General features: G+C 41.3%; 26 protein-coding genes. 9 read left to right on the top strand and 17 right to left on the bottom strand.

All coding sequences use genetic code 11. The annotated features are described in order from the left end of the window. Positions 1–38: 38 nt before the first annotated feature. Together H6G96_RS07100 and H6G96_RS42295 are read left to right on the top strand one after the other, a co-directional pair. Positions 39–3,074: a hybrid sensor histidine kinase/response regulator gene (locus H6G96_RS07100; protein WP_190910798.1), complete on the top strand. Its 3,036-nt coding sequence runs from the start codon at positions 39–41 to the stop codon at positions 3,072–3,074. Between the two features lie 780 nt (positions 3,075–3,854). Then, a complete protein-coding gene (locus tag H6G96_RS42295) occupies positions 3,855–3,980 on the top strand; it encodes a hypothetical protein (protein WP_277932897.1) in 126 nt (41 codons plus the stop codon). On the opposite strand, the gene H6G96_RS07090 is transcribed toward H6G96_RS42295, so the two are convergent. Next, positions 3,960–4,181 (bottom strand): hypothetical protein, encoded by a 222-nt coding sequence (locus H6G96_RS07090; RefSeq protein ID WP_190910796.1) that lies wholly within the window; start codon positions 4,179–4,181, stop codon positions 3,960–3,962. The genes H6G96_RS42295 and H6G96_RS07090 overlap by 21 nt on opposite strands. 536 nt (positions 4,182–4,717) lie before the next feature. Between H6G96_RS07090 and H6G96_RS07085 the strand changes: the two genes are divergently transcribed. Both H6G96_RS07085 and H6G96_RS07080 read left to right on the top strand, forming a co-directional pair. Continuing rightward, positions 4,718–4,972, top strand: a complete 255-nt coding sequence (locus tag H6G96_RS07085; RefSeq protein ID WP_190910795.1) for a hypothetical protein — start codon at positions 4,718–4,720, stop codon at positions 4,970–4,972. A gap of 114 nt (positions 4,973–5,086) precedes the next feature. Continuing rightward, positions 5,087–6,277 (top strand): PEP-CTERM sorting domain-containing protein, encoded by a 1,191-nt coding sequence (locus H6G96_RS07080; protein ID WP_190910794.1) that lies wholly within the window; start codon positions 5,087–5,089, stop codon positions 6,275–6,277. A gap of 380 nt (positions 6,278–6,657) precedes the next feature. On the opposite strand, the gene H6G96_RS07075 is transcribed toward H6G96_RS07080, so the two are convergent. Beyond that, positions 6,658–8,310 carry a Ppx/GppA phosphatase family protein gene (locus H6G96_RS07075; RefSeq protein WP_190910793.1) on the bottom strand — a complete coding sequence of 551 codons (1,653 nt, stop codon included), beginning with the start codon at positions 8,308–8,310 and terminating at the stop codon, positions 6,658–6,660. A gap of 345 nt (positions 8,311–8,655) precedes the next feature. On the opposite strand from H6G96_RS07075, the gene H6G96_RS07070 reads away from it, so the two are divergent. Both H6G96_RS07070 and H6G96_RS07065 read left to right on the top strand, forming a co-directional pair. Further along, the gene (locus H6G96_RS07070) at positions 8,656–9,537 is read left to right on the top strand and encodes a 4-hydroxybenzoate solanesyltransferase (protein ID WP_190910792.1); all 882 of its coding nucleotides are present in this window, start codon (positions 8,656–8,658) and stop codon (positions 9,535–9,537) included. A gap of 100 nt (positions 9,538–9,637) precedes the next feature. Further along, positions 9,638–10,405, top strand: a complete 768-nt coding sequence (locus H6G96_RS07065) for a thioredoxin domain-containing protein (protein ID WP_190910791.1) — start codon at positions 9,638–9,640, stop codon at positions 10,403–10,405. Between the two features lie 458 nt (positions 10,406–10,863). On the opposite strand, the gene H6G96_RS07060 is transcribed toward H6G96_RS07065, so the two are convergent. From H6G96_RS07060 to H6G96_RS07035, 6 genes are all read right to left on the bottom strand, one after another. Further along, positions 10,864–11,313 carry a thioesterase family protein gene (locus H6G96_RS07060; RefSeq protein WP_190910790.1) on the bottom strand — a complete coding sequence of 150 codons (450 nt, stop codon included), beginning with the start codon at positions 11,311–11,313 and terminating at the stop codon, positions 10,864–10,866. Next, on the bottom strand, positions 11,313–11,933 hold the full coding sequence (locus H6G96_RS07055) for a TetR/AcrR family transcriptional regulator (protein ID WP_190910789.1): 621 nt from the start codon (positions 11,931–11,933) through the stop codon (positions 11,313–11,315). The genes H6G96_RS07060 and H6G96_RS07055 overlap by 1 nt, the downstream gene beginning before the upstream one ends. A gap of 277 nt (positions 11,934–12,210) precedes the next feature. Then, on the bottom strand, positions 12,211–12,486 hold the full coding sequence (locus H6G96_RS07050; protein WP_190910788.1) for a hypothetical protein: 276 nt from the start codon (positions 12,484–12,486) through the stop codon (positions 12,211–12,213). A gap of 94 nt (positions 12,487–12,580) precedes the next feature. Beyond that, positions 12,581–13,240 carry a cadmium resistance transporter gene (locus H6G96_RS07045; protein WP_190910787.1) on the bottom strand — a complete coding sequence of 220 codons (660 nt, stop codon included), beginning with the start codon at positions 13,238–13,240 and terminating at the stop codon, positions 12,581–12,583. A gap of 167 nt (positions 13,241–13,407) precedes the next feature. After that, positions 13,408–14,370 carry a cysteine synthase A gene (gene cysK, locus H6G96_RS07040; RefSeq protein ID WP_190910786.1) on the bottom strand — a complete coding sequence of 321 codons (963 nt, stop codon included), beginning with the start codon at positions 14,368–14,370 and terminating at the stop codon, positions 13,408–13,410. Between the two features lie 18 nt (positions 14,371–14,388). After that, positions 14,389–14,859 (bottom strand): Rrf2 family transcriptional regulator, encoded by a 471-nt coding sequence (locus H6G96_RS07035; protein ID WP_190910785.1) that lies wholly within the window; start codon positions 14,857–14,859, stop codon positions 14,389–14,391. Positions 14,860–15,035: 176 nt separating this feature from the next. On the opposite strand from H6G96_RS07035, the gene cysE reads away from it, so the two are divergent. Together cysE and H6G96_RS07025 are read left to right on the top strand one after the other, a co-directional pair. Then, positions 15,036–15,812 (top strand): serine O-acetyltransferase, encoded by a 777-nt coding sequence (gene cysE / locus H6G96_RS07030; protein ID WP_199339434.1) that lies wholly within the window; start codon positions 15,036–15,038, stop codon positions 15,810–15,812. A gap of 170 nt (positions 15,813–15,982) precedes the next feature. Further along, a complete protein-coding gene (locus tag H6G96_RS07025) occupies positions 15,983–16,573 on the top strand; it encodes a Crp/Fnr family transcriptional regulator (protein ID WP_190910783.1) in 591 nt (196 codons plus the stop codon). 6 nt (positions 16,574–16,579) lie between these two features. Here H6G96_RS07025 and H6G96_RS07020 read toward each other — a convergent pair whose 3' ends face one another. From H6G96_RS07020 to purE, 8 genes are all read right to left on the bottom strand, one after another. Then, entirely contained in the window at positions 16,580–16,915 is a 336-nt protein-coding gene (locus tag H6G96_RS07020) for an NIL domain-containing protein (RefSeq protein WP_190910782.1), read from the bottom strand. A gap of 22 nt (positions 16,916–16,937) precedes the next feature. Beyond that, positions 16,938–17,603: an NIL domain-containing protein gene (locus H6G96_RS07015; RefSeq protein WP_190910781.1), complete on the bottom strand. Its 666-nt coding sequence runs from the start codon at positions 17,601–17,603 to the stop codon at positions 16,938–16,940. Between the two features lie 641 nt (positions 17,604–18,244). Beyond that, on the bottom strand, positions 18,245–18,511 hold the full coding sequence (locus tag H6G96_RS07010) for an NIL domain-containing protein (protein WP_190910780.1): 267 nt from the start codon (positions 18,509–18,511) through the stop codon (positions 18,245–18,247). Between the two features lie 62 nt (positions 18,512–18,573). Further along, positions 18,574–19,449 (bottom strand): sulfate ABC transporter permease subunit CysW, encoded by an 876-nt coding sequence (cysW, locus tag H6G96_RS07005; RefSeq protein WP_190910779.1) that lies wholly within the window; start codon positions 19,447–19,449, stop codon positions 18,574–18,576. Next, positions 19,436–20,296, bottom strand: coding sequence for a sulfate ABC transporter permease subunit CysT (cysT, locus tag H6G96_RS07000; protein WP_190910778.1), 861 nt, complete (start codon positions 20,294–20,296; stop codon positions 19,436–19,438). Before cysT ends, cysW begins: the two co-directional genes overlap by 14 nt. 113 nt (positions 20,297–20,409) lie before the next feature. Further along, complete coding sequence (locus H6G96_RS06995) at positions 20,410–21,555, bottom strand: sulfate ABC transporter substrate-binding protein (RefSeq protein WP_190910777.1); 1,146 nt, start codon at positions 21,553–21,555, stop codon at positions 20,410–20,412. Positions 21,556–21,902: 347 nt separating this feature from the next. Continuing rightward, positions 21,903–22,682, bottom strand: a complete 780-nt coding sequence (locus H6G96_RS06990; protein WP_190910776.1) for a class II glutamine amidotransferase — start codon at positions 22,680–22,682, stop codon at positions 21,903–21,905. Positions 22,683–22,920: 238 nt separating this feature from the next. Further along, positions 22,921–23,439, bottom strand: a complete 519-nt coding sequence (purE, locus tag H6G96_RS06985) for a 5-(carboxyamino)imidazole ribonucleotide mutase (protein WP_190910775.1) — start codon at positions 23,437–23,439, stop codon at positions 22,921–22,923. A 78-nt stretch (positions 23,440–23,517) separates the two neighbouring features. On the opposite strand from purE, the gene nagA reads away from it, so the two are divergent. Beyond that, positions 23,518–24,708: an N-acetylglucosamine-6-phosphate deacetylase gene (gene nagA, locus H6G96_RS06980; RefSeq protein ID WP_190910774.1), complete on the top strand. Its 1,191-nt coding sequence runs from the start codon at positions 23,518–23,520 to the stop codon at positions 24,706–24,708. A 259-nt stretch (positions 24,709–24,967) separates the two neighbouring features. Here the strand turns inward: nagA and H6G96_RS06975 are convergent, their stop codons facing one another. After that, the gene (locus tag H6G96_RS06975; RefSeq protein ID WP_190910773.1) at positions 24,968–26,092 is read right to left on the bottom strand and encodes a site-2 protease family protein; all 1,125 of its coding nucleotides are present in this window, start codon (positions 26,090–26,092) and stop codon (positions 24,968–24,970) included. Between the last annotated feature and the right edge of the window lie 132 nt (positions 26,093–26,224).

Raw genomic sequence — 26,224 nt, 5'->3', positions numbered from 1 at the left:
TGACCATGACCAATGACCAATGACTAAGGACAAAAACCATGTTACAAGACAAAGAATTAGAAATCCAGATGCAGTTTCTGGAAGAAGCAACTGATTACTTGAATACCTTAGAAGGGGTATTGTTGGAAATCGATACTACTAACCGCATTGATTTAGATAAAATCAATGCTGCACTCCGAGCCGCTCATTCTATCAAAGGTGGCGCGGGAATGATGGGATTTAAATCGTTAAGTCATTTAGCTCACCGTTTGGAAGATTCCTTTAAAGTTTTAAAAACTAAAAAAAATTCTTTAGAAATTGATACTCAGTTGCAAAGTTTATTGCTATCTGGAGTTGACTGGCTGCGTCAGATTGTAGAATTACTTGCAGAAGGAAATGTTGTTGAAGATGCGTGGTTAGCAACCTTTTGTTACCCGATTTTTGATGAGTTGCACGATCGCTTGGGCGACCCCACCCCTGAAGATGCCTCATCCATGCTATCCCCAGAAGACGGGCAAGACGTTGTCCCCTTGCTATTTGGCACAGAAGTCGAAGAGTGTTTGCAGCGTCTAGAATCTGTATTGGCAGATAGGGAACAACCTGGTTTGCATGAAGAAGTTGTGATCATGGCAGCTGAATTGGGCGGTTTGGGTGAAATGCTCCAGTTGGCAGCTTTTACCAAGCTTTGTGAGTCAGTAACGCAGCAATTAGAAACGGTTAGCAGCTCGCGCATTCCAGAAATTGCCCAGTTAGCATTGCAAGCATGGCGGCGATCGCAAGCTTTGGTGCTGACAAATCAACTAGATAACTTACCTACAGAACTTGACTTCAATAGTAGTTCTACGCCACCACTATTATTACCAGCAGAAATAATACCACAGCTTCCCCCCGCAGACACAGAAGTAGTGTCAACACCTGTTTGGCAACCAGAAAACACTAGCGAAAATTGGACTAATCATGAAGCATTGGCGCAGCCGATCGCAGGTATCGCTGCTAATTTTACATTTCTAGATGCAGAATTTGCCGATGATGTTAATGCTGTCAATGTCACAGAGCAAAATACAATATTTACTAGAGAAAATAATCCTCCAGATGCTAAATTTGGTGAAAGCAAAGGAGAGCCAAATGGCGTTGTTAAAGAACGAGAAAATCATGAAAATAGTGTCCGAGTTCCCAGCAAACAACTAGAGCAAATTAATGATTTATTTAGCGAACTGATTGTCCAGCGCAATGGATTAAACTCACAAATAGAAAGATTACGTAAACTTGTTCGTAACCTGAACCAACGAGTCCAAACTCTCGACAGAGAAAACCAGGATTTACGCACAGCCTACAACAAGATTTCTACTCAAGCGGCTACTTCTGTTAGCGTGCAGATGCAAGCTGAGAATAGTCACCAAATACAGGATGCAAACACAGAATTTGATGCCTTAGAAATGGATCGCTATAACGAATTTAACCTGCGATCGCAGGAAGTTATGGAAACCATTGTTCAGGTACAGGAAGTTACAACTGATGTGCAACTCAGTGTAGATGATGCAGACCAAATTGCTCGTAAACTCAACAAAACATCGAAACAGTTACAGACAAAACTAAATCACATTAGAATGCGGCCATTGTCTGATTTGACCGAACGTTTTCCTAGAGCTTTACGTGATTTAAATGTGGAGTATGGGAAAAATGTCCAGTTAAAAATTGAAGGTGGTAACACTTTAATTGAACGCAGCATTTTAGAAGCGTTAAACGATCCTTTAATGCATCTCTTAAGGAATGCTTTCGATCATGGTATCGAAGACCCTGGTACCCGTCGCCTTTTGGGTAAACCAGAACAAGGATTGATTGAAATTACAGCTACTCACCGCAGTAATCGCACCTTAATTACCATCCGTGATGATGGTTGGGGCATTTCTCTGGAGAAAATTCGCACCCGCGCCTTAGCTATGGGGTTGGATGCTTCTCTACTGGCTAATGCAAGTGATGAAGAACTATTATCACTAATTTTTGAACCAGGTTTTACCACCTCCGAGCAAGTTACAACATTATCTGGTCGCGGTGTCGGCATGGATGTAGTTCGTAACAACCTCAAACTGATTCGAGGAGATGTCAAAGTTGATACGGAACCAGGAGTTGGTACTACCTTCACACTATCAGTACCATTTACACTTTCCGTTGCACGAGTTTTGTTGGTAGAAATCAACAAAATGCTGTTGGCATTTTCCACAGATGTCATTTCAGAAATATCTTTACTGCAAGACGAGCAAGTTTTCCAAATGGCAGGTAGCGAAGTTATAAATTGGCAAGAAACCACGCTGCCACTGATTCGCCTGAATCGTTATTTAGAGTTTAATTGCGTGCGCTACGATAGCCAAGAGTTAGAAACTCCGGCAGCAATTAATGCTAATAGTGTGTTAGTAGTCAAAGGTAATAATCAGTCAGTAGCAATCCAAATAGACCGTTGCTGGGGTGAACAAGAAGTTGCTATCCGCCAAGTTGAGGGAAATATACCTTTACCGAAAGGCTTTAGCAACTGCACAGTTCTTGGTGATGGTCGAGTAGTGCCACTAGTTAATGTCAATGAATTGCTGTATTGGATTGCTACAAATCGGCGGACTCATAAAGGTAGCCAATTACCATCAGCAAGGTTAAAAACACCGTTCTTGATATTTGATGAAAACAAAATATCAGCAGCAACTGTTAAGCAGAAAGGTACAATTTTAATCGTAGATGACTCAATTAATGTTCGCCGCTTTTTAGCTTTGACTCTTGAAAAAGGAGGCTATCAAGTAGAGCAAGCTAAAGACGGTCAAGATGCTTTAGAGAAACTCCATAGTGGATTGAGGGTTGAGGCAGTAATTTGTGATATTGAAATGCCTCGTCTTGATGGTTATGGCTTTTTAGGTAAGATAAATTCCGACGTTGATACAAAAAATATTCCAGTTGCAATGCTGACTTCTCGTAGCAGCAATAAACATCGGCAATTGGCTATGCAATTGGGGGCACGGGCTTATTTCTCTAAACCTTATAACGAGCAAGAATTACTCCAAACCCTGGAGGAAATAATTCGTAATGTGGCAGAAAAGGCAGCTTCTAATTGAACGTGAGTTCGACGATTATAAAAAGGCAAAAAGCTTGGTGATAAACTCGATTGACATTTAACCAAAAAATTTGCCTACACTGCCTTGTGCCGTTTTTTAGTTCCGTCGAACTCATGTTAAATCAAAATTTGGGGTGCTTACGCGATGATTTTAAGATTAGTAATGGATTTAGGTTGGCATAATCAAAAGCAGAGACTAAATAAATGACTAGAGCTTCATCTTTGCCACCGGATTATACTATTCGCCAAGCGCGTAATATTGACATTCCAGCAATATATCAAATTATTCTAATGAGTTTTAGTAGCTTAAAAAGCTTAATTATTTTTGTTATACTTTTAATAACGAGTATTTTTTACTCCTTTCTGCTATATGTATTATTATCGGGAATTGTTCTATTAGTTTTCAGGATTTTTTGATATCTTTAGTAATAATTCCACTAATAGTAAGCAGTTCAATATTAATAACTTCCTCTTTGCAACTTGCAAGTATTTTTCATAGAAGAGATAGCTTAATAGTTTTACTAATAGAACATAATAATCGCTTAGTAGCTTATGCTATACAGTCTAAGAAAAGTAGTTATTCGTTGTTGAAATCTTTATATGTTAAACCGGATTATCGCCGCCTTGGGTTGGGGTCTTGTTTAGTGCAAAACCTTGCACGTAGAGGAGTTAGACCAATTTATGTGTTCCCTACGCCTGAATCACTCAGATTTTTCGGACGTCATGATTTTACTTTAATCCAAGAACAAAATCTTTCAAGCGAACTTCGTAGAAGTAGCAGATGTCTAAGTTTGATATAGTAATATCTAAACGCAAAATGCCGCAAAGTCTGCTGGGAAACAACGCGATTTTGTTAGATGACCTCAAAGAAAATGCGATCGCCGCCTTAGTGCAACTGCTGCAATAAACTACTGTGCATGACTTCACCCGTACGCGCGCGGGCAGCACATAGCTTAGGGAAAATCGGCACTGGCAATGAAATTGCGATCGCCGCCTTGGTGCAACTGCTGGAATCAACTACTGTGGATGATGACAATTTGTTACCAAAACAGAAGCAAACGTTAACAATAAAGTTGTTTTCGTCACCACAACTTGTGCGATCGTCCACAACACAAGTTGTTTGGTTCAGAATGCTTATCCGTTGTTACAGAAAACTTGTCTGTTCGTCCACAACACAACTTGTTTCGTTCAGAACGCTTGTCCGTTGTTACAGAAAACTTGTCTGTTCGTTCAGAACACAACTTGTTTCGTTCAGAACGTTTGTCTGTTCGTTCAGAACGCTTATGTTTTCGTCACCACAACTTAAGCAAAGCTTATCAATCAACTTGTTTCGTTCAGAACGCTTGTCTATCTATAGCAACGCTTATGCGCTCATTAACAATGCTTAAGCAAAGCTTATCAATTAAGTAGTTTCGTTACCAGAACTTATCTATTTGTGGCAAACGCTTATGCGATCGCTACCACAGTCTAAAAGCATCCTCTAAAACGATCGCAAATAACGATTTCTACAATGGGCTACGCCTACGTACAATTTTGCTTCTGCCAATTTTCGCACTATATTATCATGATTGTGGAAGCGCGATCGGGTCAGCTTCGGGTACTTTAGATTAGCTCACACAACTGCTGCACTTTCAGAGGTTTTTTATGAACAAGAGAGTAACAGTTGTATTTGACGGGGGTGTTTTGCGCTCAGATGTCCCTTTAGATTTAGCACCTAACACGCGTTATGTAATTACAATTCAAGAGTTGAAAGAAAAATCATCATCCGGGGATGCTTGGGATGTGCTGGAAGCGATCGCGGGAACTGTTGACGCACCGCAGGATTGGTCTAGCGAACACGATTATTATTTGTATGGTACACCGAAGAAGACTTCTGAAAATTCTTCAATTAGGTTTTGAATCTGCGAATTATCAAAACCCGCTTTGCAAATTAAATTTAAACATTATGATGTATCTATGTAATTGTACAAATAAGTTTTTTATTCTTTGACAAATTAATACTAGGAGTTTTAAGTGACAAAAAACAATAGAAAAAAGGCTGTCGCTCAAGCTATTTCCACAGCCGTTGCTTTGGGCTGGGTAATAATGCAAGTGGAATCAGCCCAAGCTGCTACCTTGGTGGTTAATAATCTCAATGATAGTGGCGTTGGCTCATTGCGAGATACTATCAACATTGCAAATAGCAATGACGTGGTAGAGTTCTTATTGGCAAGTCATCCTAGTACAATTAGCCTAACGAGTGGGGCACTTGCGATCGCTAAAAACCTCACTATTAATGGCCCAGGTGCTAACTTACTTACCATCAGTGGCAATAATCACTTCCCCGTGTTTGACATTAACGCTGCCGATGTTACATTTTCTGGGCTAGCGATCGCTGGTGATATCAACGCTTACAATTCTAGTAACCTAACGTTTACCAATAGCACTATTAGCGGCCGCAATTTGAATATAGATGGTAACTTAACACTTATCAATAGCACTATCAACAGCGAGAATTTGGCGATCAATGGTGGACTAACAGGAAGCGATGATAGTAATGTCAAGGCTCTCGATAGCATCACCATCGGCGGCAATTTAACTACCTCTAGCGGCAATTTTACTATCTCTACTGGTAGGCTCTATATTAAGGGTGGTGGCAACAATTCAGGAGCAGCAGGCAATTTAACTGTAACAGCTACCGATAGCATTTCCGTGAATGATCCAGGTAGTCAGGTAACGATTCCCACCAGCACCGTCAACAACAATTCTGAGCAAATTAACGCTGGTAGCAATAATTTGGGAGCTGGAGGTGAGATAACTATTACAACCAGTACCCTTTCCATAAGAGATGGTGCCACCCTCAACAGCAATTCTGGGTCAATCAGCAATGGTTTAGGAGGTAACCTCAGTCTCAATGTTAGCGATCTTCTTTTATTAAGACGAGCGCCCCAACCAAGCCCGATCGCTGCTGATAGCAACAATTCAGGGCTAGGAGGTAACATAAATATTAATACTGATTTCATAGTTGCAGTACCCAACGAACCAAGTGCAATCGCTGCTAGTAACAATAATTCAGGAGCAGGAGGCAGTATAACTCTTACAGCCAGTAGCGTTTTACTGACAAGAGTACCCGAACCAAGTGCGATCGCTGGTAGTATACTTGCTGTTAGTCTGGCTTGGCTAGCGAAGAGAAAGCAAGCAGAATTTCGCAAGGCAAAGGTATAATTACCTCTCAGAATAAAGTTTTATTTGGGCTGCATTGTTTGAGATGATGCAGCCAAATTTTCTTTTGTATGCTTTTGAATAAAATTTTAAATTTTATATTTTTTTATATAAGGATATCTAAGTTTTCCCAGCTTAGATATCCAATAGCAACATAACCAACAGTAAATAGACTATTAACTATAAACTTAATTATAATTCTAGTTTCTGTTTTTAAATTACTTCTTTAGGAAGTTTTTCAATTCATCCTTAAGTATGATGAAAACTATATGAGATAACTGAAATTTTGAAATTATCAACATATTTTGTAGTGACGTACATATATGCGCTTATACTTTGTTCAGCAGGTGCGTTAAGCATTAACGCACCCTATTTTCTAGTTTTTAGGAGAAGTTAGCAACGCTAGATTTTTCTAAAGTCGCTATTAATTTAACTCCAAATTCTTCCTCAAATACTCCTTTTTTGTAATCTAAACTCCAGAGTTCTAAAGCACAGTCATCATCAGATTGAGATGGAAAAACCAGCAGATTTACCTGCTGTAATTGTGGATAATATTCACATTGCACTTGAGCGATCGCACCAATTTGCCGTCTATCTAATGCCACTGCCAATCTTAAAATTGCACTCAATTGACTAACCATTTGGCGGTGGTGTTTAGTTAGCAAACTCTGATAACTTTCATGTTTTTTCTTGGGCGGCGATTTGCGATGATAACGCGCTAAATTGGCGATGATTTCAATCTCGGTTTCTGTATAACCGAGTAATTCACCATTGCGAATTAGATAGTAAGAGTGCTTGTGGTGGGACGAATGGCTGACATAATGACCGCAATTGTGTAATATTGCTGCTGCCCACAACAGTTGTCGCTCGTCAGATCCCCAGTGGTGTAACGTACCTTGAGTTTGGTCAAATAAACTCTGGGCAAATTTTGCTACGCGATCGCTATATTCTAAGTTGATGTGGTATTTATTCGCGAGTTTTAAAACATTGCGTTCCCGAACTGAACTTTGATAGCGCAGCTTATCTTCAATTAAACCGTGGGTTAGCATCCAGTCCACAATTACACCTTCCCGCAGAGAACGCTCACAAACTGTGATCGATTCACTTCCCAAAAGGGTCATTGCTTCCTGTAATATAACTGCGCCAGCCAGTATAACTTCAGCTCGCTTATCTGGCATACCAGGAATCGCAGCTCTTTCTAAATTACTCAGTTTCCGCAAGCGGTTTACCAACTCTTGCAAGTCTTTAAGACTTAACTGGTAGCCATTGAGAGTGGAAGGAATAACACTTGAATTTTCTCGTGCATGAATCATCGCCAGGGTTTCAATCGTGCCAGATGTACCCACTAAACGGGGAGATTCGCCAAACTCCAGGTTTCCTAGTATCTCATCCACGGAACGTTCTAACATACCGCGCGTATAAGATTGCAGATACAGAAACTCGGTGTTGCTGATCGGGTCGGTGGTAATTAACTCGCTAGTGAGTCGCACTGCACCGACTTTGGTACTGGTGAGAGTACGCGCTTGGTGACTATCGCCCAAAACTAACTCTGTTGAACCACCGCCAATATCAACAATCATGTGGGGCTGGTTGTGAAATTCCATACCTGACAGCACGCCAAGGTAAATTCGTCGCGCTTCTTCTTGACCAGAAATCAAGTCAACGCTTAAACCTAACTCCGTTTCTACCCTGTACAAAAAATCTTTACCATTGGGGGCTTCCCGTACAGCACTAGTTGCCACAGCAATGATTGTTTCAGCGTTGATAGTTTTAGCAACTTCTTGGAAGCGTCCTAAAGCTGCGATCGCCTTTTTAATGATCTCTGGTTTAAGTTCTCCAGTGGTAAGATTGCGATCGCCTAATCTTACAGTTTCTTTGTCCCTAGCGATAATGCTGAAAGCTGGTAGTCTGGGGTCAATCTTGACTGCTACCATGTGTAGAGAATTTGTTCCCAAGTCAATAGCCGCAATAATCCGATGTTGCTTAGGTGGTTGAGTTGGAACACTCTCCCAGCTAGCCGAAACTAAATTCTGCATCTACTTTTCTCTCTATATAAGAAATGATGGCAAACGGTGGTATGTCGGGGTAGCTGGCACTGATATTTGTTGCAACACACTTGCTCAAACTGAGTAGTGTTAGCGTTAGCTGGGCGTTTAGCCCGTACTCAGCACTGAGTAAATTAAAACATACTCAGCACTGTTCATATTTTGTTGAGCGTAACAGAGCTAAGTATATTCACCCTACTGTTTCTAACCGTAGTGACTACTTAAAGATATTTAAAGTTGCCACTTGAGGTTATGCTTTTACAAATAACAAATAACGTTATTCTATAGATGTAAAGATGTGTGAATACATCTATCTAAAGTTATTCATTGATTTCTATGTTAGGCACGCCAGAATACCCTCAGAAACCAGTTTGGCTTGTAATTATCCGGCTTTTGCGCTGGCATAAACCAGAAGGACGGTTAATTTTAATGATTCCTGCCCTTTGGGCTGTATTTTTGGCAGCTTCTGGGAAACCGCCTTTACCTCTGGTTGGTGTGATTATATTGGGGACTTTGGCCACAAGTGCGGCCGGATGTGTTGTCAATGATTTGTGGGATCGGAATATTGATCCAGAAGTAGAGAGAACACGCGATCGCCCCCTCGCTTCTCGCGCATTGTCTGTGAAAGTTGGGATTGTAGTTGCGATCGTATCGCTAGTATGTGCAGCCATCCTGGCCTTTTACCTTAACCCCCTGAGTTTCTGGTTATGTGTGGCAGCAGTGCCTGTAATTCTCCTTTATCCAGGTGCAAAGCGGGTATTTCCTGTACCGCAACTGGTACTTTCTATTGCTTGGGGTTTTGGCGTGTTAATTAGCTGGAGTGCAGTGACACAAACTATCACTCAACCAACTTGGTTACTTTGGGGCGCGACTGTACTGTGGACATTGGGTTTTGATACAGTTTACGCCATGAGCGACAAGGAAGACGATCGCCGCATTGGTGTTAATTCTAGCGCTCTATTTTTTGGGAATTATGCCCCTGTAGTTATTGGAATTTTCTTTGCTGGCACTATCTTGTTATTGGCTTGGTTAGGTGTATTGATACATCTAGACTTAGCCTTCTGGATTAGCCTTGCATTTGCTACTATCGGATGGGTTTGGCAGTCTCTGCGATTAAGACAGCAAGACTTACCTAATCCTGTTTATGGTGAGATGTTTCGGCAAAACGTGTGGATTGGTTTTATTTTACTTGCTGGGATGATTGCTGGCTCTGTTTAAGAAGTAAAAAAAGAATTTCCATCGCTTAAATTATGGGATTTTAAAAGTCGAAACGACTGCAAATCTATGGGTGAAACAAAAAATATTTATCAGTTTTTGTATGCGTATATTCTTTGATTGGTTTAGTCCCTTATTTCAGTATTTGCGTATTTGGTCAGCAATAGGTCTGCTACTTTTAGTTGTTACCTGTTCATTTCCTGCACAAGCTGCTAGCCGCATTGATCCGCAGTTAGAACAGCAAGTATTACAAATTATCCGCGAACATCCAGAGGTAATTATTGAATCTGTTCAAACTTATCAGCAGCAACAACAACAAAAAGTTAAGCAAGCACAACTAGGATTTTTACAGGATTTAAAAACGAATCCTCAAACAGTGATTGGTGAGTCTCCCACCATAGGTTCCGCTCAATCAAAAACTGTGCTAATAGAATTTTCAGATTTTCAATGTCCCTACTGTGCTGAGGCGCATAAAACATTGAAAGAATTGCTAGCAAAATATCCAGATAAAATAAGATTAGTTTATAAGAATTTACCATTGACTTCAATTCATGCTGAAGCATTACCAGCTGCAACAGCAGCTTGGGCAGCATATCAGCAAGGTAAATTTTGGGAGTATCATGATGCGCTATTTACTAATCAAAAGAAGCTAGGTGAGGCGTTATATTTAGATATTGCTAAAAATTTGAAGTTAGATTTGGGTAAGTTTAAACGCGACCTTACTCGTGCTACTCCCGCAATTACAAAAGATATTCAACTGGCTGAGAAATTGGCTGTTTCTGGCACACCTTTTTTTGTAATTAATAGTCCAACTTTTTCAGGAGTGGTGCAGTTAACAGATATCGAAAGTATATTGACTGGTGCTAAGTAAATTATAGCGGTTCTCGCTTGAGTCAAATACAAGAACCCTACCCCCTCCCCGATCTTCGAGAGCTTGCTCTTATTTACCTCATTTAATTAAGAAAAGCTCTAGTCTGAATTATTAAAATGATGCTAGTAACTAGCAATATGCTTGACTAACGCATAATGTCCATAGTATCCATGTAGATAACACCTCCTTATTAATGGATAATGTGCATCTTTAGTTAGAGGTTTACTGATGCACTAAACTGTTGTACTTAAAGCAAGTGTAAGGAGTAGCTTATTGAGGAGTGATGAGAAGAAATTTTTCTCGCTCCTCTGTTTTTAAAGATATGGCAGCTTAAAGCAAGCTTTAAAAGTAGGAATACAAGTTGGGAAACCCTAACATTTCTTTAAAAAGACTTGCTCTAGTTCCCTTGGTAAAAAGGACGGTTAGGGAGGATCAATTTTTAACCAAAGCATATTAATTTATAAACAGTCTTTCAAATTCCCTTTTTGAACCTCGAAATACTTATTCTTTAATTCCTCTGGAATGGGAATAGGACGACTATTTTGTAAACTGACAAAAGCGCCTTTTTGGCTAGCCACTGCTGCTAACTCATTGTTAGATAAAAATTCAGCTTGAACAGTCCACTTCAGCCTTCCTAAATTACTCAGCCATAAACGTCCAATTACTTGATCAATCATCTTTATCGGGCGTTTATATTCAATTTCAGTTCCAGCTAGAACAGGTGCATATCCTTGCTCAATTTGTTGATTGAGATGCCAGTGTTCATCTAAAAACTTTAAACGTAAATCTTCTAGCCATCTGATATACACAATATTACTCACGATTCCCATAAAATCAATGTCGTATGTTTTTACAGGAATTTCTAATATGACTTCTAATGGTCTGTGCAAATTATTATTTATTAGCATTATTTCTCTATACCTTGATTTTTGCCATAGATTCTAAGGTTAGTCTCGAAATATTGATTCAAGTGATTAATCACTCTGTACATATGAATTGAATCTCCATAAAGCTTACTCATCATTACTGCTCCTTCTAACGTTGCAATTATGATAGTAGCGATTTCATCAGCACTAACTTCAGGACGAATTTCACCCTTTTTTCTTCCCGTTTCAATAATTCGATGAATCAAATGCAGCCAAGAGTTCATCGCCTGTTGAGCACGTTCCCGCAACGCTGGATGAGCATCATCACTCTCTACAGCAGTATTTAGCAGTGGACACCCTCCCTTGATAGGTGGATTTTCTGCAAAGCTACTAAATACACCAATGATTGCTTGCAGGCGTTCTACTGCGTGGCGTTTGCTTCGTAATGCAAATCTAGTATGCTGGTTGATGCGAGCGATCGCAAAATCGAAAGCCTGTAGTGCGAGATCATCTTTGCTTTGGAAGTGATTGTAAATTCCTCCTTTCTGCAATCCAGTAACACGCATGATGTCTGACATCGATGAGCCTGCATACCCCTGTTGGTTAAACAATTCGGCTGCTTGATAGAGAATTCTGCTTTTTGTTTCTTCGCCTTTGGACATTACAGCGATTTATTAGGTAGAGAGTAAAAAGCGGTGTAGTTTATTGAATTAAAAATTGCTGTAAATTAAATATTACCGACCGAATGGTTTGTTTATATAACGAAAAGCGTTTTAAAGTCAAGCATTTTCCAGCGCTGAGTTCTGATAAGCAGTTATTAAAGCTTGTTTAAGCTAAATGCCAGTTTTCATGCTTCCAAAAACTTTTAGATAGGTTTTAACCTATCCAGCAATCCTCTCTCTGCCTAACTTTTGGTTGTAAAAGCTTTTCGCCGCTCGCTCACTCTCCAAAAAAGACAGCACCCAGATTAGGTGCAGCTAAATCTATGCCTCCATCCGTTCCAGTATTCATAGGAAAACAAGAATTAGCGATATTCAGCAGTGTTTTCGGAGTACAAGTAACATCAGGGGCAAACAGCGAGTAGCCGTAGACCTTTTTTCCCTGTGATACAAGTTCGTCGGTGCGAATTACAATACCTCCTAAAGCTTGGTTCGGTGGAATAGTCAGTGCAGGGTTTATGGGAATTCCACTATTATTTAGTATTGCATTATACAATTTTTAACTTTTAATAAGTCACACTATTATATTGATGCTCAACCTTCATCTAGGTTAAGAATTGGTAAACAAAAAGCTTTTCTTCGAAGATTGATTAACTTCTTACCCAAGGTAATAAAGTGAATGTGCCTCGCTCATACATAATAAACAGACCTAAACCAATTAACACAAAAGGTACAATAGCTTGACCGTAGCGACTTAAAATATAAGCAATGGTTGGTTGACGGCTTAAAAAATAAGCGATCGCACACCAAACCCCTACCATGATAAAAAATATACTTAGAATTACTCCCAAGCTGGCAAGATCGTGACCAGCAAATAAGGGGATATATATACTAATATTGTCACCACCATTCGCAACAGTTACTGCTGCTACTTTATAGGTTTGGGGCTGCAAAACACTCAAAAGAAAAGACAATATCGGGTTGGTAACTGTGGATTGCCTAAAATCACTGCTGATCTGAACTGTTGCAGTTTCTTCTTTTCTATATATTAATTGTTGAAGACCAATTGCTATTGGTAGCAGCCCTAGCAACCCGATCCATTCTCGCTGTACAACCAATCCACCAAAAAATCCTGGTAAGCTAGCGATGACAATGGCTGTAAAACCCAAATATTTACCAAGTAAGATATGCTGCGGTCGAAAATTAACATTTACCTGTGAGAAAAATATTAATAGAATAATGATGTCATCAATATTGGTAGCTGTGAAGGCAATTATCCCTTCAGTGAAGGCTGTCTGTAGCTCACTCATGCAGGATGGTCATAACATACGATTTCCCACAATACCGCATTAATGTGCTAGAACGACTAAGTATTTCTCTTAGGGGCGCACAGCTTTGCACCCCTAATTGTTGCAACCCACTCTACTAGATAATTTATTTTTTAGAAGTCAGTAAAATCTAAAATTGGTATCGGGAATCAAACTTTGCTCAACCATTCATTCTCACTTGGGTCTTTAAACAGAGAAGTACTTAGGTAGCGTTCGCCGGAGCTAGGTTGCACCATGACGATTAGACGACCTGCATTTTCTGGGCGCTGTGCCACTTGAATAGCAGCATACAACGCAGCGCCAGTAGAAATGCCAGATAGCAATCCTTCTTCTTTTGCTAGGCGACGGCTGTAAGCAATCGCCTCCTCATCCGCTACCTGAATCACTTCATCCACCAGTTCTGGACGGTAAATTGCTGGGACAAATCCCGCGCCAATACCCTGAATTTTGTGAGGCCCTGATTTACCGCCTATTAATACTGGGCTGCGGCTTGGTTCAACTGCGATCGCTTGAAAGCTGGGTTTGCGCTTTTTAATAACTTCTGCAACTCCCGTAATCGTCCCACCAGTACCGACTCCCGCCACCAGAATATCCACCTCTCCATCGGTATCATCCCAAATTTCTTCTGCCGTGGTTTCGGCATGAACTTTCGGATTAGCGGCGTTGCGGAACTGCTGCAACATATAAGCATTAGGGGTTTGAGCTAAAATCTGCTCTGCACGGGCGATCGCTCCTCGCATCCCTTCTACCCCTGGCGTTAACTCTAGTTGAGCGCCATAAGCTTTGAGCATGGATCGTCTTTCCTGGCTCATTGTGTCAGGCATCGTTAGAATGAGATGGTACCCCTTGGCGGCTGCCACCATTGCCAGCGCAATTCCTGTATTTCCAGAAGTCGGCTCTACTAAAACGGTTTTTCCAGGGTGAATTAAGCCTGCTTCCTCCGCCACTTCCACCATACTCGCACCAATCCGGTCTTTCACAGAAGATGCTGGATTCATGCTTTCTAGCTTCACCACAATCCGAGCCACCGCTCCTGAAGCTTGGGGAATCTTGTTTAATTGAACTAAAGGAGTCCGTCCGATTAACTCTGTGATATCTTGTGCTATCCGCATATTAGTACTCCTTGGTGACTAAATATAATACATTGGACTTTGCTGTGCGCGAGTTTCCCTTTCCTGGCACAAGTCTTGGAGTGTATAGCGACCCAAAACTTCAATTGAGGCAGCGTTGGCTTGCTCCCAGACTTCATAAACTAGAGTCTTTTCTAGAGTCGGAGAGTTAGAGGTATCTTTCTCTTTCCGTTCACCTTCGACCAAAGTGACTATTTCTAGCATTGTGATCTGCCAAGGTTCACGAGCTAAAACAAAACCTCCTTTAGAGCCGCGTTGACTCTGCACTATACCAGCACGCCGGAGGTTGGTCAAAATTTGTTCAAGATAGCGTTCAGGTATGAGTTGCTTGGCAGTGATCTCGCTCATGGTTAGAGGAAGTTTTTTCCCGTGGTGACTTGCCAGTTCTAAGAGTGCTAGCAGTGCGTATTCCACTTTGGAAGAGAGATCCAAAAGAGCATAGTTTTGGCTATTCAAGACTGTATTAAACATACTACGGTGAATTGGGGGGTTTATCGCAGTTTATGCGAAATTAATTTTTCTCAAGGTGTGGAATGTGATAGCATCCCACTTAACTACCCACAAAAGCACGATACGCTATCGACTTACCGTAGATTATTATCCTACACAATTCCCATAAATGACCTGATCTTTTTGTGGGAATTATCCTGAGTTTCTGTTTTCAGAACCTCACCTACCAACAAAAATCCCAACAGAGTATGCTAATAAATGATTTGCGAACCATTTTTGAGCGTGACCCAGCAGCCCGTAACTGGCTAGAAGTATTGTTCTGTTACCCTGGACTCCAAGCTTTAGTGTTTCATCGATTAGCACACTGGCTGTATAAAATTGGAATTCCCTTTATACCAAGGCTCATCTCTCATATTAGTAGGTTTATAACTGGCATTGAAATCCATCCTGGGGCATTAATTGGGCAGGGAGTGTTTATAGATCACGGGATGGGAGTAGTGATTGGCGAAACAGCGATCGTGGGCGATCATGCCTTGATTTATCAAGGTGTCACCCTTGGCGGGACTGGGAAAGAAAGCGGCAAACGCCATCCAACTTTAGGCTCTCATGTAGTTGTAGGAGCCGGTGCAAAGGTATTAGGGAATATTCAAATTGGCGATCGCGTCCGTATTGGAGCAGGTTCTGTGGTGCTACGAAATGTGCCCAGTAACACTACTGTAGTCGGCATTCCAGGGCGCGTGACTCGTCAGAACAACTCGTCTACTAATATTCTGGATCATGATAAAGTCCGCGACGTAGAAGCTGAAGTGATCCGTGCTTTATTTGAACGCGTCAAGGCTCTAGAGAAACAGTTCGAGGAGTTGCAACAATCAAGTTTGTCTCCAACTGAGCTTGGCGACGAACAAACCGATAATCCTAAAAGCAATAATTCTGATGGGATGATTGAAGATTTTCTTGATGGCGCAGGAATTTAATTTTGGGCATTGGGCGCATTGGGCATGGGGCAAATAATAACTCCTAACTCCTAACTCCCCACTCCCCATTCCCCATTCCCCACTCCCCTATTTAAAATATTCATAGCCTCTTAGAACCTGATATAAATATAATACTACGGTTAATTTATCGGAGAACAGCTTTATAAATTATGGTAGCTTTATATACGGATTTACCTAGCTTAAGCAGTAATAAGACTGAAGAGTTTTTTGCCCGTAGGTCATTTCTACCTGAGCATCAAAACGGCCTCTGGAAGATTGAAAAGGGTTTTGTCAGAACTTTTACCTATCTAGAAGATGGTACAATCGTCGCTCTAGGATTGTGGGGCCCTGGAGATGTCGTTGGTAAGGCTTTGTCAAAATTAGAACCTTACCAAATGGAATGCCTAACTAAAGTAGAGGCAACAGCCTTACCTTTAGAGGAATGGACTCAACTAACAGAAACTTTACTTACTCATATCCAACAGGCTCAAGAATTGATGGTTATTCGTAGCCATAAAAAAGTCGATTCTATGTTGATCAAGCTGTTGGCATGGTTATCTAAAAAGTTTGGTTCGGAAGTTGAAAAGGGACGTTTAATAGATATGCGTCTGACTCATGAAGACTTGGCAGAAATGCTAGGTTCAACTCGTGTGACTATCACTCGTGTTCTTGGGCAGTTTGAGCAAGAGGGGCTAATTGATCGTCTTTCCCTCCATCGAATCGTAGTGCGAGAAGAAGAGATTTGGTACTACGAAATTTAGATTATTTCAGCAAAACCAGCCATCGCCGTCAGTATTCGGCTTGCCCACAATTCTTAGATTTAGGGATTCCAGGTAAGCCAAACCGCTACAAATTTGTGGCGCTGTTCCCCGAAGTTCAATGTCAAAATATCCTTCTCCATCTACATTTGGTTGTAGCAGAGCCTTAGTAATATTAACTACCAAGCCATAAACAGAAATTAGTTGCGAAATTACAGGCACTTGCAAATAGTACTTGGGAATATGTATCCGCAGACGAATCTGAGTTACTTGGCTTTTTGCATAGACTGAAGAAACCAGTGATAATCTGGCTTGGGAATTGGTTTGATTATTTAATGCTGCCATTAAATAGTGACTATTTTATTAATTAGCGTAGGCGTAGCCCGTCGTAGACATCGCTATAAACACTAGACAAATCCAACCAAATTGGTAGCCCCAGTTTTTCTAAATAACTCAGGCTAGAGTAGAGTTGCTTTGTTCTCCCCCACAAATCCAAATCAAACCAGCCGTCATCTTCCGTATCGGGTTGAAGTCTAGCACTGGTGATATTAACTGTTAGTCCATAACGAGAAACTAACTCAGAAATTATCGGTTCTTCGTAATAAGATTTTAAGACGCACAGCTGCAAGCGTAATCGATTGGTTTGACCCAAAGAAATCCATTGCTGGAGTTGTTCTTGCCATTGATTTGTCAGCCATGCAGAGTCTTTGGGACTCTGTTTGCTAGTTGGATTTGGGAAAGTTAAAGAGTGCTGGTTGGGTTGAATGTGGTTAGCGATCGCTAATTCCAATAAATTCACTCCCAATCCTTGCAAGTAAGATAGGCTCTTTGTCAGTTTTTGGGGATTTCCCGAAAGTTCCAAATCAAACCAGCCATCGCTGTCATTGTCTGATGTCAGAGATGCAGCTTTGATATTGACGGTTAAACCATAACGAGACACCAGCCGCGAAATTACAGGTTGCCTGTGATACCTCTGAGGTACGAGAATGCGGCTTTGGACTGAAGCGGGTTCTACAGATTTATTCTGAGACATCAGATTCATTCCCAATAGCGATACCTACGGTGAGCTGTGCCTACGCAATCTTTAGGTTCGGCAGAGAATTTTGCTAATGCCGTACCCCTGCAATTCAACTGTGCTTCCTTGAATTTCAGCCTCATAGAGATTTTCATATTTCTGGCTTCTATTAAACTACGGTAACACTATCGATTTAATGCATTTATTTGTTATGTAAAGGAGATTCTCACAAAGACCGCAAAAAAGCAATGAGTAAATGCACGTAACTATACTCAGTTTATTTGGAGTATTATAGTACTACTATTGAAAATTTACTACATCTGTAGTATAAATGTATACTATAAGAGTATTTGAGTGTTTCCAAAACATTGAAACGCAATTTTAAAGTTTTTTAATTGAAATTAATTGATTGGCTATTGGGTAATCGCATATATTCAGTAAACCAAAAACTTTTTCTCCAGAGAGCGATCGCTAAATACTTTCTTTTATTACTATGAAAAAATAAAATATTTATAGGTTGGGTTGAACAAAGTGAAACCCAACCTACGCTTAAATTTATAAAAACTAATCAGAAACCAATGTTTCTGATTTTTATTTCGTGAGAGTCATAAAAAAGCGTTAGTCAGCTCAAAGTAATTTAATTTCACCTGCATTTGATTTTACCAATCAGTTGCTTTAGTGTCATCCCAGACTTCCAGCTCCAATTCGTGGAGATAGGTTAGTGCGCTCTGAATCTGTGCATCTGTTCCTTGTAATTCAAGGTCAAACCAACCATCACCGACGGCATTGGCTCCTAAAATCGCTGCGGTGATATTTATAGTCAGTCCATAATCAGATACCAGTCGAGAAATTACAGGTTCTTGGTGATAGTCCTTGGGAATTCTTAATCGAATCCGTTTATTGGTAAGTGTATTTTCACTAGTCATGATTGTCACCATCAAAAAGATTGGGGGCTAGAATAATTAATAAACCATACCCCATGCCGAACCTATTCAACATCTTTAATGCGGGTTTTCCGTTCCAGAATTTCCTTCAGTACTAAGGTTACTACTGCTAATAATGCTAACAGTACAGCCGCAGAGAAGGCAGCTTCGGTTTCATATTGTTTGTAAGCATCTTCTACAAACAGTGGTAGACTCTGGGTTTGGGTCGCAATGTTGCCAGATACTACCGAAACCGCCCCGAATTCACCCATTGCTCTGGCATTGGTCAAAATTAAACCATAGAGTAAACCCCAACGGATACTAGGCAGAGTGACGCGCCAAAATATCTGCCAATCTTTCGCACCTAGAGTTCTAGCAGCTTCTTCTTGATCCTTACCAAATTCCTCTAAAACAGGAATTACTTCCCGCGCTACAAAGGGCATACTCACGAAGGCTGTAGCTAGCACCATACCTGGAAAGGCAAAGATTATCTTGATATCAAGAGCCTGAAGCCAAGGACCAAACCACCCATTACGCCCGTAAAGTAGCACAATCATCAATCCTGCAACTACGGGCGAGATGGAAAATGGCAGGTCAATAATGCTCAAAACTACGGCGCGTCCGGGGAATTTATGACGAGCGATCGCCCAAGCTGCACATAAACCAAATACTGTATTTAAAGGTAGAGAAATCACAGCCAGCAATAGCGTTAGCCAAGCTGCATGGAGAAAAGCTGGTTGCGACAAGTTGGCAAGAAATGGCCCAACTCCTTTGCTAAAAGCTTGGGTGAAAACGTTGATAGCCGGGATATATTGAACTAGGGCTAAATAGGCGATCGCTACACCAATTAAAACTACTGGTACCCAACTTTTCTGCTCTTTAGCCTTGGGCGTATGTGTATCAGATGCAGATGAGTGAAAACTTGGCTTATCTACTGTCATATCGCCTTGCCCATGCTTGTAAGAAATTAATTGCCAACAGCAGTACCAATGAAATTGATAGTAAAACTATGCCAATTACTGTTGCACCAGAATAGTCATATTGCTCTAATCGCTGGAAAATCAACACAGGTGCGATCAAATCTTGATAGGGCGTATTAGAAGAGATAATCACAGTCGAACCATATTCCCCAACTGCACGAGAGAAGCCCAAGGCTACACCAGTTAAAATTGTCGGAAATAAAGGTGGCAAAATCACTTTCCAAAAGGTCTGCCATTGAGAAGCACCCAGACACCAGGAGGCTTCTTCAATTTCGCGTTCCATTTCCTGAAGCACGGGTTGCACAGTTCTCACGATAAAAGGTAGTGAGATAAATATCATTGCCACCGCTACTCCCGTGCGAGTAAAAGATACCTTAATCCCTAGAGGTGCGAGTAAAGAACCTAACCACCCATTATCACTGTAAACTGTTGCCAAGGTTAGCCCTGCTACCGAAGTTGGTAGTGCAAAGGGTAAATCTACTGTGGCATCAATCAAGCGCTTTAAAGGAAAATCGTAGCGAACCAGAACCCAAGCAATCAGAGTACCAAAAATGCCATTAAGGAAGGCAGCAAATAGCGCTGTAACAAAAGTGACATTGTAGGTGGCTAATGCAATATCACTGGTTGCGATCGCCCAAAATCTCGCCGGAGGTTCCGTACTTGCTTTTAGGAACATGGCAATGATGGGGATAAACAACATTACCGTCAGGTATCCTATGGTGATTCGCCAAGTCCAGGGAACCCGCCGTAATCTATTCCAGAACGGTGTTTTGTGTTCAACTTCTAAAGAAGGAGATACAGTTGTCATAGTTTAAAATTCAAAAGAAGTTTTTTGTTAGCATTCGTAATTGTTAATTCGTAATTACTATAGGGCTTACGCACACTCTACGAACTACGAATTACAAATTACGAATTATTTAGTTACCGTTTCTTTTGGGCTTGAATCTTGTCAAATACACCCCCATCTGCGAAAAACTTCTGATCAATTGCTTCCCAACCGCCGAAGTCTGCAACTGTACCCAAAGTTTTCACCTTGGGAAATTTATCTGTAGCTGCTTTACTTTGGGCTACTTCCTCATTTCCAGGTCTGAATCCTAATTTTACAAACTCTTCCTGTGCTTCTGGAGTATAAAGGAATTTGACAAATCCTTCAGCAACTTCGCGGGTTCCGTGTTTATCAACATTTTTATCTACCACTGCGATCGGGTTGTCGATAGATATATTCACATCGGGAACAATATAATCAACTTTTTCGCCTTTTTGTTGTGCCAGAATAACTTCGTTTTCGTAGTTAATTAAGACATCCCCTTGACCCTGCTTGGCAAATGTATCAGTGGCTTCTCGTGCATCCTTAGTTAAAACTGGCACATTATTGTAAACCTTGGTGACAAATTCTGTAGCTTTAACTTCATCACCACCAGTTTTAATTACAGAGTTCCAAAGTGCCAAGAAATTCCAGCGAGCAATGCCTGACGTTTTTGGATCAGCTGTAATCATTTTTACATCATCTTTCGCCAAATCTTCCCAGGTTTTGATACCTTTAGGATTACCTGAACGAGTTATTAACGCCGCTACAGATTTGGAGACAATACCATTGTTGGGAACTTCTTTCTCCCATCCTGGTTGAATCAATCCAGCCTTTTCAATCTTTTGGGTGTCTCCAGCTAGTGCCAGGTGGACAATATCTGCTTCCAAACCATCGATAACGGCACGAGTTTGGGAACCAGATCCGCCATAGCTTTGTTTGAAGGTGACAGTTTGATTATGATCTTTCTTCCACTGTTCTACAAACTTAGGAATGATGGCTTCGTGAGCTGCTTTGGTGACAGCAAAGGAAACGAGGGTTAGCTCAACATTATCCTTGCGTGCAGCAACAGGGTTAGCACTAGGGGTTTCAGAGGAAGAATTACTCGCACTTCCACCGGAGCAGGCAGCAAGCGCCACACTCAAAACAGTTCCTACCAAAAAGAGTGATACAAAGCCTTTGAGCGAATTCAGTCTGAACCGATTAATTCTATGTTCAGCGATTGCTTCTAATCTTTTCAGTTGGCGTTGCCACAAACTCATTCCATTTCCTCCACTAAATCTACAAATAATTGATGGGAATACAGTTATATAGTGTTTATAATACTAGATGATTCCATATATGTAGTTGCAAACACCAAAAAACCTCACATTCTTTATCAAGAATATGGTGATTTTACCAGTTTTGTGAGGAATTACAATTGTTTTATTTTCAACTATCAAGTTGTCATCATAATTCGCTACTTAATAGATCAAGCAAATTGCTAGGGAATGACTAATTAGCGATCGCTTTTTCCCAACGCAGTGCAACAAAATTAAGATGAAAAGCATGAAAAACAAAACCCATCTAGAAATTATCTAAATGGGAAAAATTTAGCAACTGCTTATTCTTAACTGAATGTATATTTCAAGGGCAGCCCATCCTGAAAAACTAGTAATTCTCCAGGTTGGATTTGTGTCCAAACTTCGTTGTCAGTTAGAGGTGTGGTAGCAATGACAGCAACGCGATCATGTTCAGTAGTCACCTCCCGAAAATCTACGGTCATGTCTTGATCAATTAAATGGGCAGCTGCGAAGGGCGCTTGGCGGACGATGTAACTGAGATTAGTTGAGCAATAAGTAAAAAAGTGGACTCCATCTGATAACAAGTAATTGAATATACCCAGTTTTGCAATTACAGCAGTAATTTCTTGCAGCACAAAGTACAGTTCCTTGATGTCAGGCTTACCTTGGGGAAAACGCGATCGCAGTGTTTCTAGCATCATACAGAATGCCTTTTCACTATCGGTGTCGCCTACGGCTTGATAAAAGCCCAAATTTTCTGGATCAAAATCTGGCAAATTACCATTGTGGGCAAATACCCAATATTGACCCCACAATTCTCTGCGGAAAGGATGGCAGTTGTGTAGGGCAACTTCACCCTGAGTAGCTTTACGGATATGGGCTATGACATGGGTTGAGTGGATGGGATAACTCCGAACAAACTCCGCTACCGGAGAAGCAACAGAAGGTTGGGCATCTAAAAACATTCGACATCCCTTTCCTTCAAAGAAAGCAATGCCCCAACCATCGCTATGATCATCCGTTTTTCCTCCCCGTGCAGAAAACCCTTCAAAAGAAAAGCAAATATCCGTTGGAACATTGCAATTCATTCCGAGCAATTGGCACATGGATGTTGCAGCTCTAAATTTTTGATTAAGGCCTCAGCATCAAGATACTTCAGAATGCTGCATTGATTCTGGAGCGATCGCTTCAATCTTGGAATTTAATTGGGCATTGGGGATTGGGCATGGCTCAAGAATCAATCAATAGTTCTTCTTCCCCTGCTCCCCCTGCCTCCCCTGCTCCCTCATCTCCCTCATCCCCCCTGTTGTGCTGTTAAGATTTCTTACCGAATTACGAATTATCTTAAAGCATCTGCTTTAAATATTGCTCATAGCCTAGCTGTTCTAGCTTTTGTTGCTTTGCAATTACTGACTCACATAGGGTTTGGCGATATTGTTGCACTTTCTCTAGTAATTCTGGTTGCTGAGTTGCGAGGATTTGTACTGCTAAAAGTCCGGCATTTTTGGCATTACCGATCGCTACTGTTGCCACAGGAATCCCCGCAGGCATTTGTAAAATAGAATACAAAGAATCTACACCTTGTAAGTTACGGGTGGGTACAGGAACACCAATGACAGGAAGTGGAGTTAAAGACGCTACCATTCCCGGAAGATGGGCAGCACCACCTGCACCAGCAATAATCACTTTAATACCGCGTTGGTGTGCAACTTGGGCATATTGCACCATGCGTTCTGGGGTACGGTGAGCAGAAACGATCGCCACTTCGCTCTCAACGCCAAATTCTTCACAAACTGCGATCGCATCTTTCATGGTGGGCAAATCGGAATCGCTGCCCATGATAATACCAACTAAGGAAGCCATAGAATTTTGGATTTTGGATTAATTACTGATTGTTGCATCTAAAATCGGGTCAGGTTTAATTATTCCCTAGCCAGTGTGATGACCCAAGCAACACAAAATCCTGTAGATATTATCAATGCTAGAGTGCCTGGTTACAAAGATTTGCAGATGCTCTTGGTTAACCAAGAAGGCATAATTGAGCAAATCTTGCCAATGGGTACGGTAGGGATGCACAGATGTATGTCCCTACTAGATGTAGCAGGTGACTGGATTTCTCTAGGCGGCGTTGATTTGCAAATTAACGGTGCTTTGGGATTGGCATTTCCTGATTTGTCGGCTGAAAATGCTCACTTACTGGTGAAAATCTCACAATTTTTGTGGGATGTAGGGGTAGATGGATTTTTACCGACATTTGTGACAACTTCAGTAGAAAATATTCAGCGATCGCTTGCTATTATTGCTGAGATTCTCCGCAGCCAACAAGCTGGTGCCAAGATTCTGGGAGTACATCTAGAAGGCCCATTTTTGAATTTCCAAAAGCGCGGCGCACACCCGGCAGAGTATTTGTTATCTCTGACAATTGACGAGGTAAAGCGGGTTTTGGCTGATTATGCCCATGTTGTGAAAGTCATCACTTTAGCACCGGAGTTAGATTTCACTGGTGAAGTAATTCCATATTTGCGTTCTCTGGGGATTACTGTGAGTTTAGGGCATTCTCAAGCAACAGCGACTCAAGCGCAACGTGCCTTTGAGGAGGGTGCAACGATGGTAACCCATGCTTTCAACGCTATGCCAGCATTACATCACCGCGAACCAGGTTTATTAGGGGCAGCAATTACCCATCCTGATGTAATGTGTGGTTTTATTGCTGATGGTGAACACGTTTCGCCCATAATGCTGCAAATTTTACTTCGCGCTAGCTATCAAGAAAAAGGGCTGTTCCTCGTCAGCGATGCCCTTTCTCCTTTGGGGCTACCCGATGGTGTATATCCTTGGGATACTCGGCAAATTGAAGTTAAAAACGGTACGGCACGACTGCCAGATGGCACTTTGTCGGGGACGACTTTACCTTTGTTGGTGGGAGTGCAGAATTTGGTGAAGTGGGGAATTTGTGACGTAGAAAGTGCAATTTTACTAGCTACTAATGCACCTAGAAAAGCAATTGGTTTACCAGGAATTGCCAAGAGTCAACCCGCTAATTTATTACGTTGGCATTGGGATGATACTACAAAAGAATTAACTTGGGGACGTGTTCTTACCGCAGAGATGGTGAAGAACCTAGGAGGATAGTAAGCATCTTGGACTTAGCTTACCTTCCTGTTCCATTGCTTGCTACTCGCCTGGACGATCGCTCTTTGAGAAAAACTTTTTGGTTTATTGATCCTACATCAAGTCATGGAGAGAAGTAAATGACAGTTCTCAACGTCAATTTTGAGGGGTTTAAATTATTTTTCAGCAACTTTTTCCCAGTAAAGAGTAAGATAACTGCAAGGATTCCCCCACCAAATTTTTAATTATGGTGGAGGAATCCTTGCGGCTATCAATTAAATTATGCAGGGTTAGGTTGGGTTCGGCTTTGAAGTAGCTGGACAATTGCAGCTTTTTCTAAGATTCCAACTAAAACGCCATTCTCACGAATCACAGGAAGCACAGATACCTTTTGTTGTTCGAGTAACTGCATGACTTCCAGCAGAGGTTGATCTGATTGGACTATGGTAGATTCAGTAATCGGACGCATGACTTCTTTTACTTGAGTTTCTGACCACAGTGCTGTTGGGATGGTTCGTAAATTATCAACTGCGATCGCACCTACTAATTGTCCATCATCATCAGTTACTAAGAACCGATGCCAGTTTTGCCCACTTATAACTCGCTCATCGGCAAACTCTCTCACAGTAAGATTACCAGATACAATCGGGCTATCATGAGTTACAGCATCTTCAGCAGTCAAACCTGTGAGTTTTTCTTGCACTCTGGCAAATTGAGCCGCATTACCAGCATTTTGCAACAAGAAGAAGCCAATTAATAAGTTCCAGAAGTTACCGAAGCTGCCAAATAATAGTAAGGGGAGTACACCTGAAAGAATTGCTACCCAACCAAAGATTTGCCCAACTCGGCTAGCAAAGGTCACACCTTTGTAAGGATTGCCTGTAATTTTCCAAACTATGGCTTTCAGTATATTCCCGCCATCTAAGGGCAAGCCAGGAATCAGGTTAAACAGCGCTAATGCTAAGTTAACAGAAGCTAGAACACCAAGAATTGCAGCTAACGGACCTGATGCAGTAGTAGTAACCCCAACACCTGTAACGATACCGCACAGTAGGAAACTAACTAAAGGCCCGGCGATCGCTACCCAAAAAGCTTCACCTGGGGTTTTCGATTCTTTTTCTAAGCTAGCTAAACCGCCAAATATAAACAGAGTAATAGATTTGACATCAATACCCTGACGAATCGCAACAAAACTGTGGCCTAATTCATGGGCGACGACAGAGGCAAATAACATCAGCGCTGTCATCAATCCCAGTAGCAAAGCTAATCCCGCAGATAGTTGGGGAAATTGTGCCGCCAGTCCACTGCTATAGCTCCAAGTTACTAAACCCAGAACTAAAAACCATGACGGATGGATATAGAAGGGAATTCCGAAGAGATTACCAACGCGAATTGTGCCATTCATGTCGTTCACCTTTGATTTCAGCTTCGAGAGGTTTGCTTTCGTCCTTCTCGATGTCTCTAATGTAACGAAAGGTTAAGAGGTTTTAATCTTTCTAACGGTAGTGGTGTCCGTCTGTAAAGGTGCGGTTATTGG

Source organism: Nostoc sp. FACHB-892 (assembly GCF_014698795.1).
Classification (GTDB): Bacteria; Cyanobacteriota; Cyanobacteriia; order Cyanobacteriales; family Nostocaceae; genus Nostoc.
This window is presented reverse-complemented; position numbering and strand designations above follow the sequence as displayed.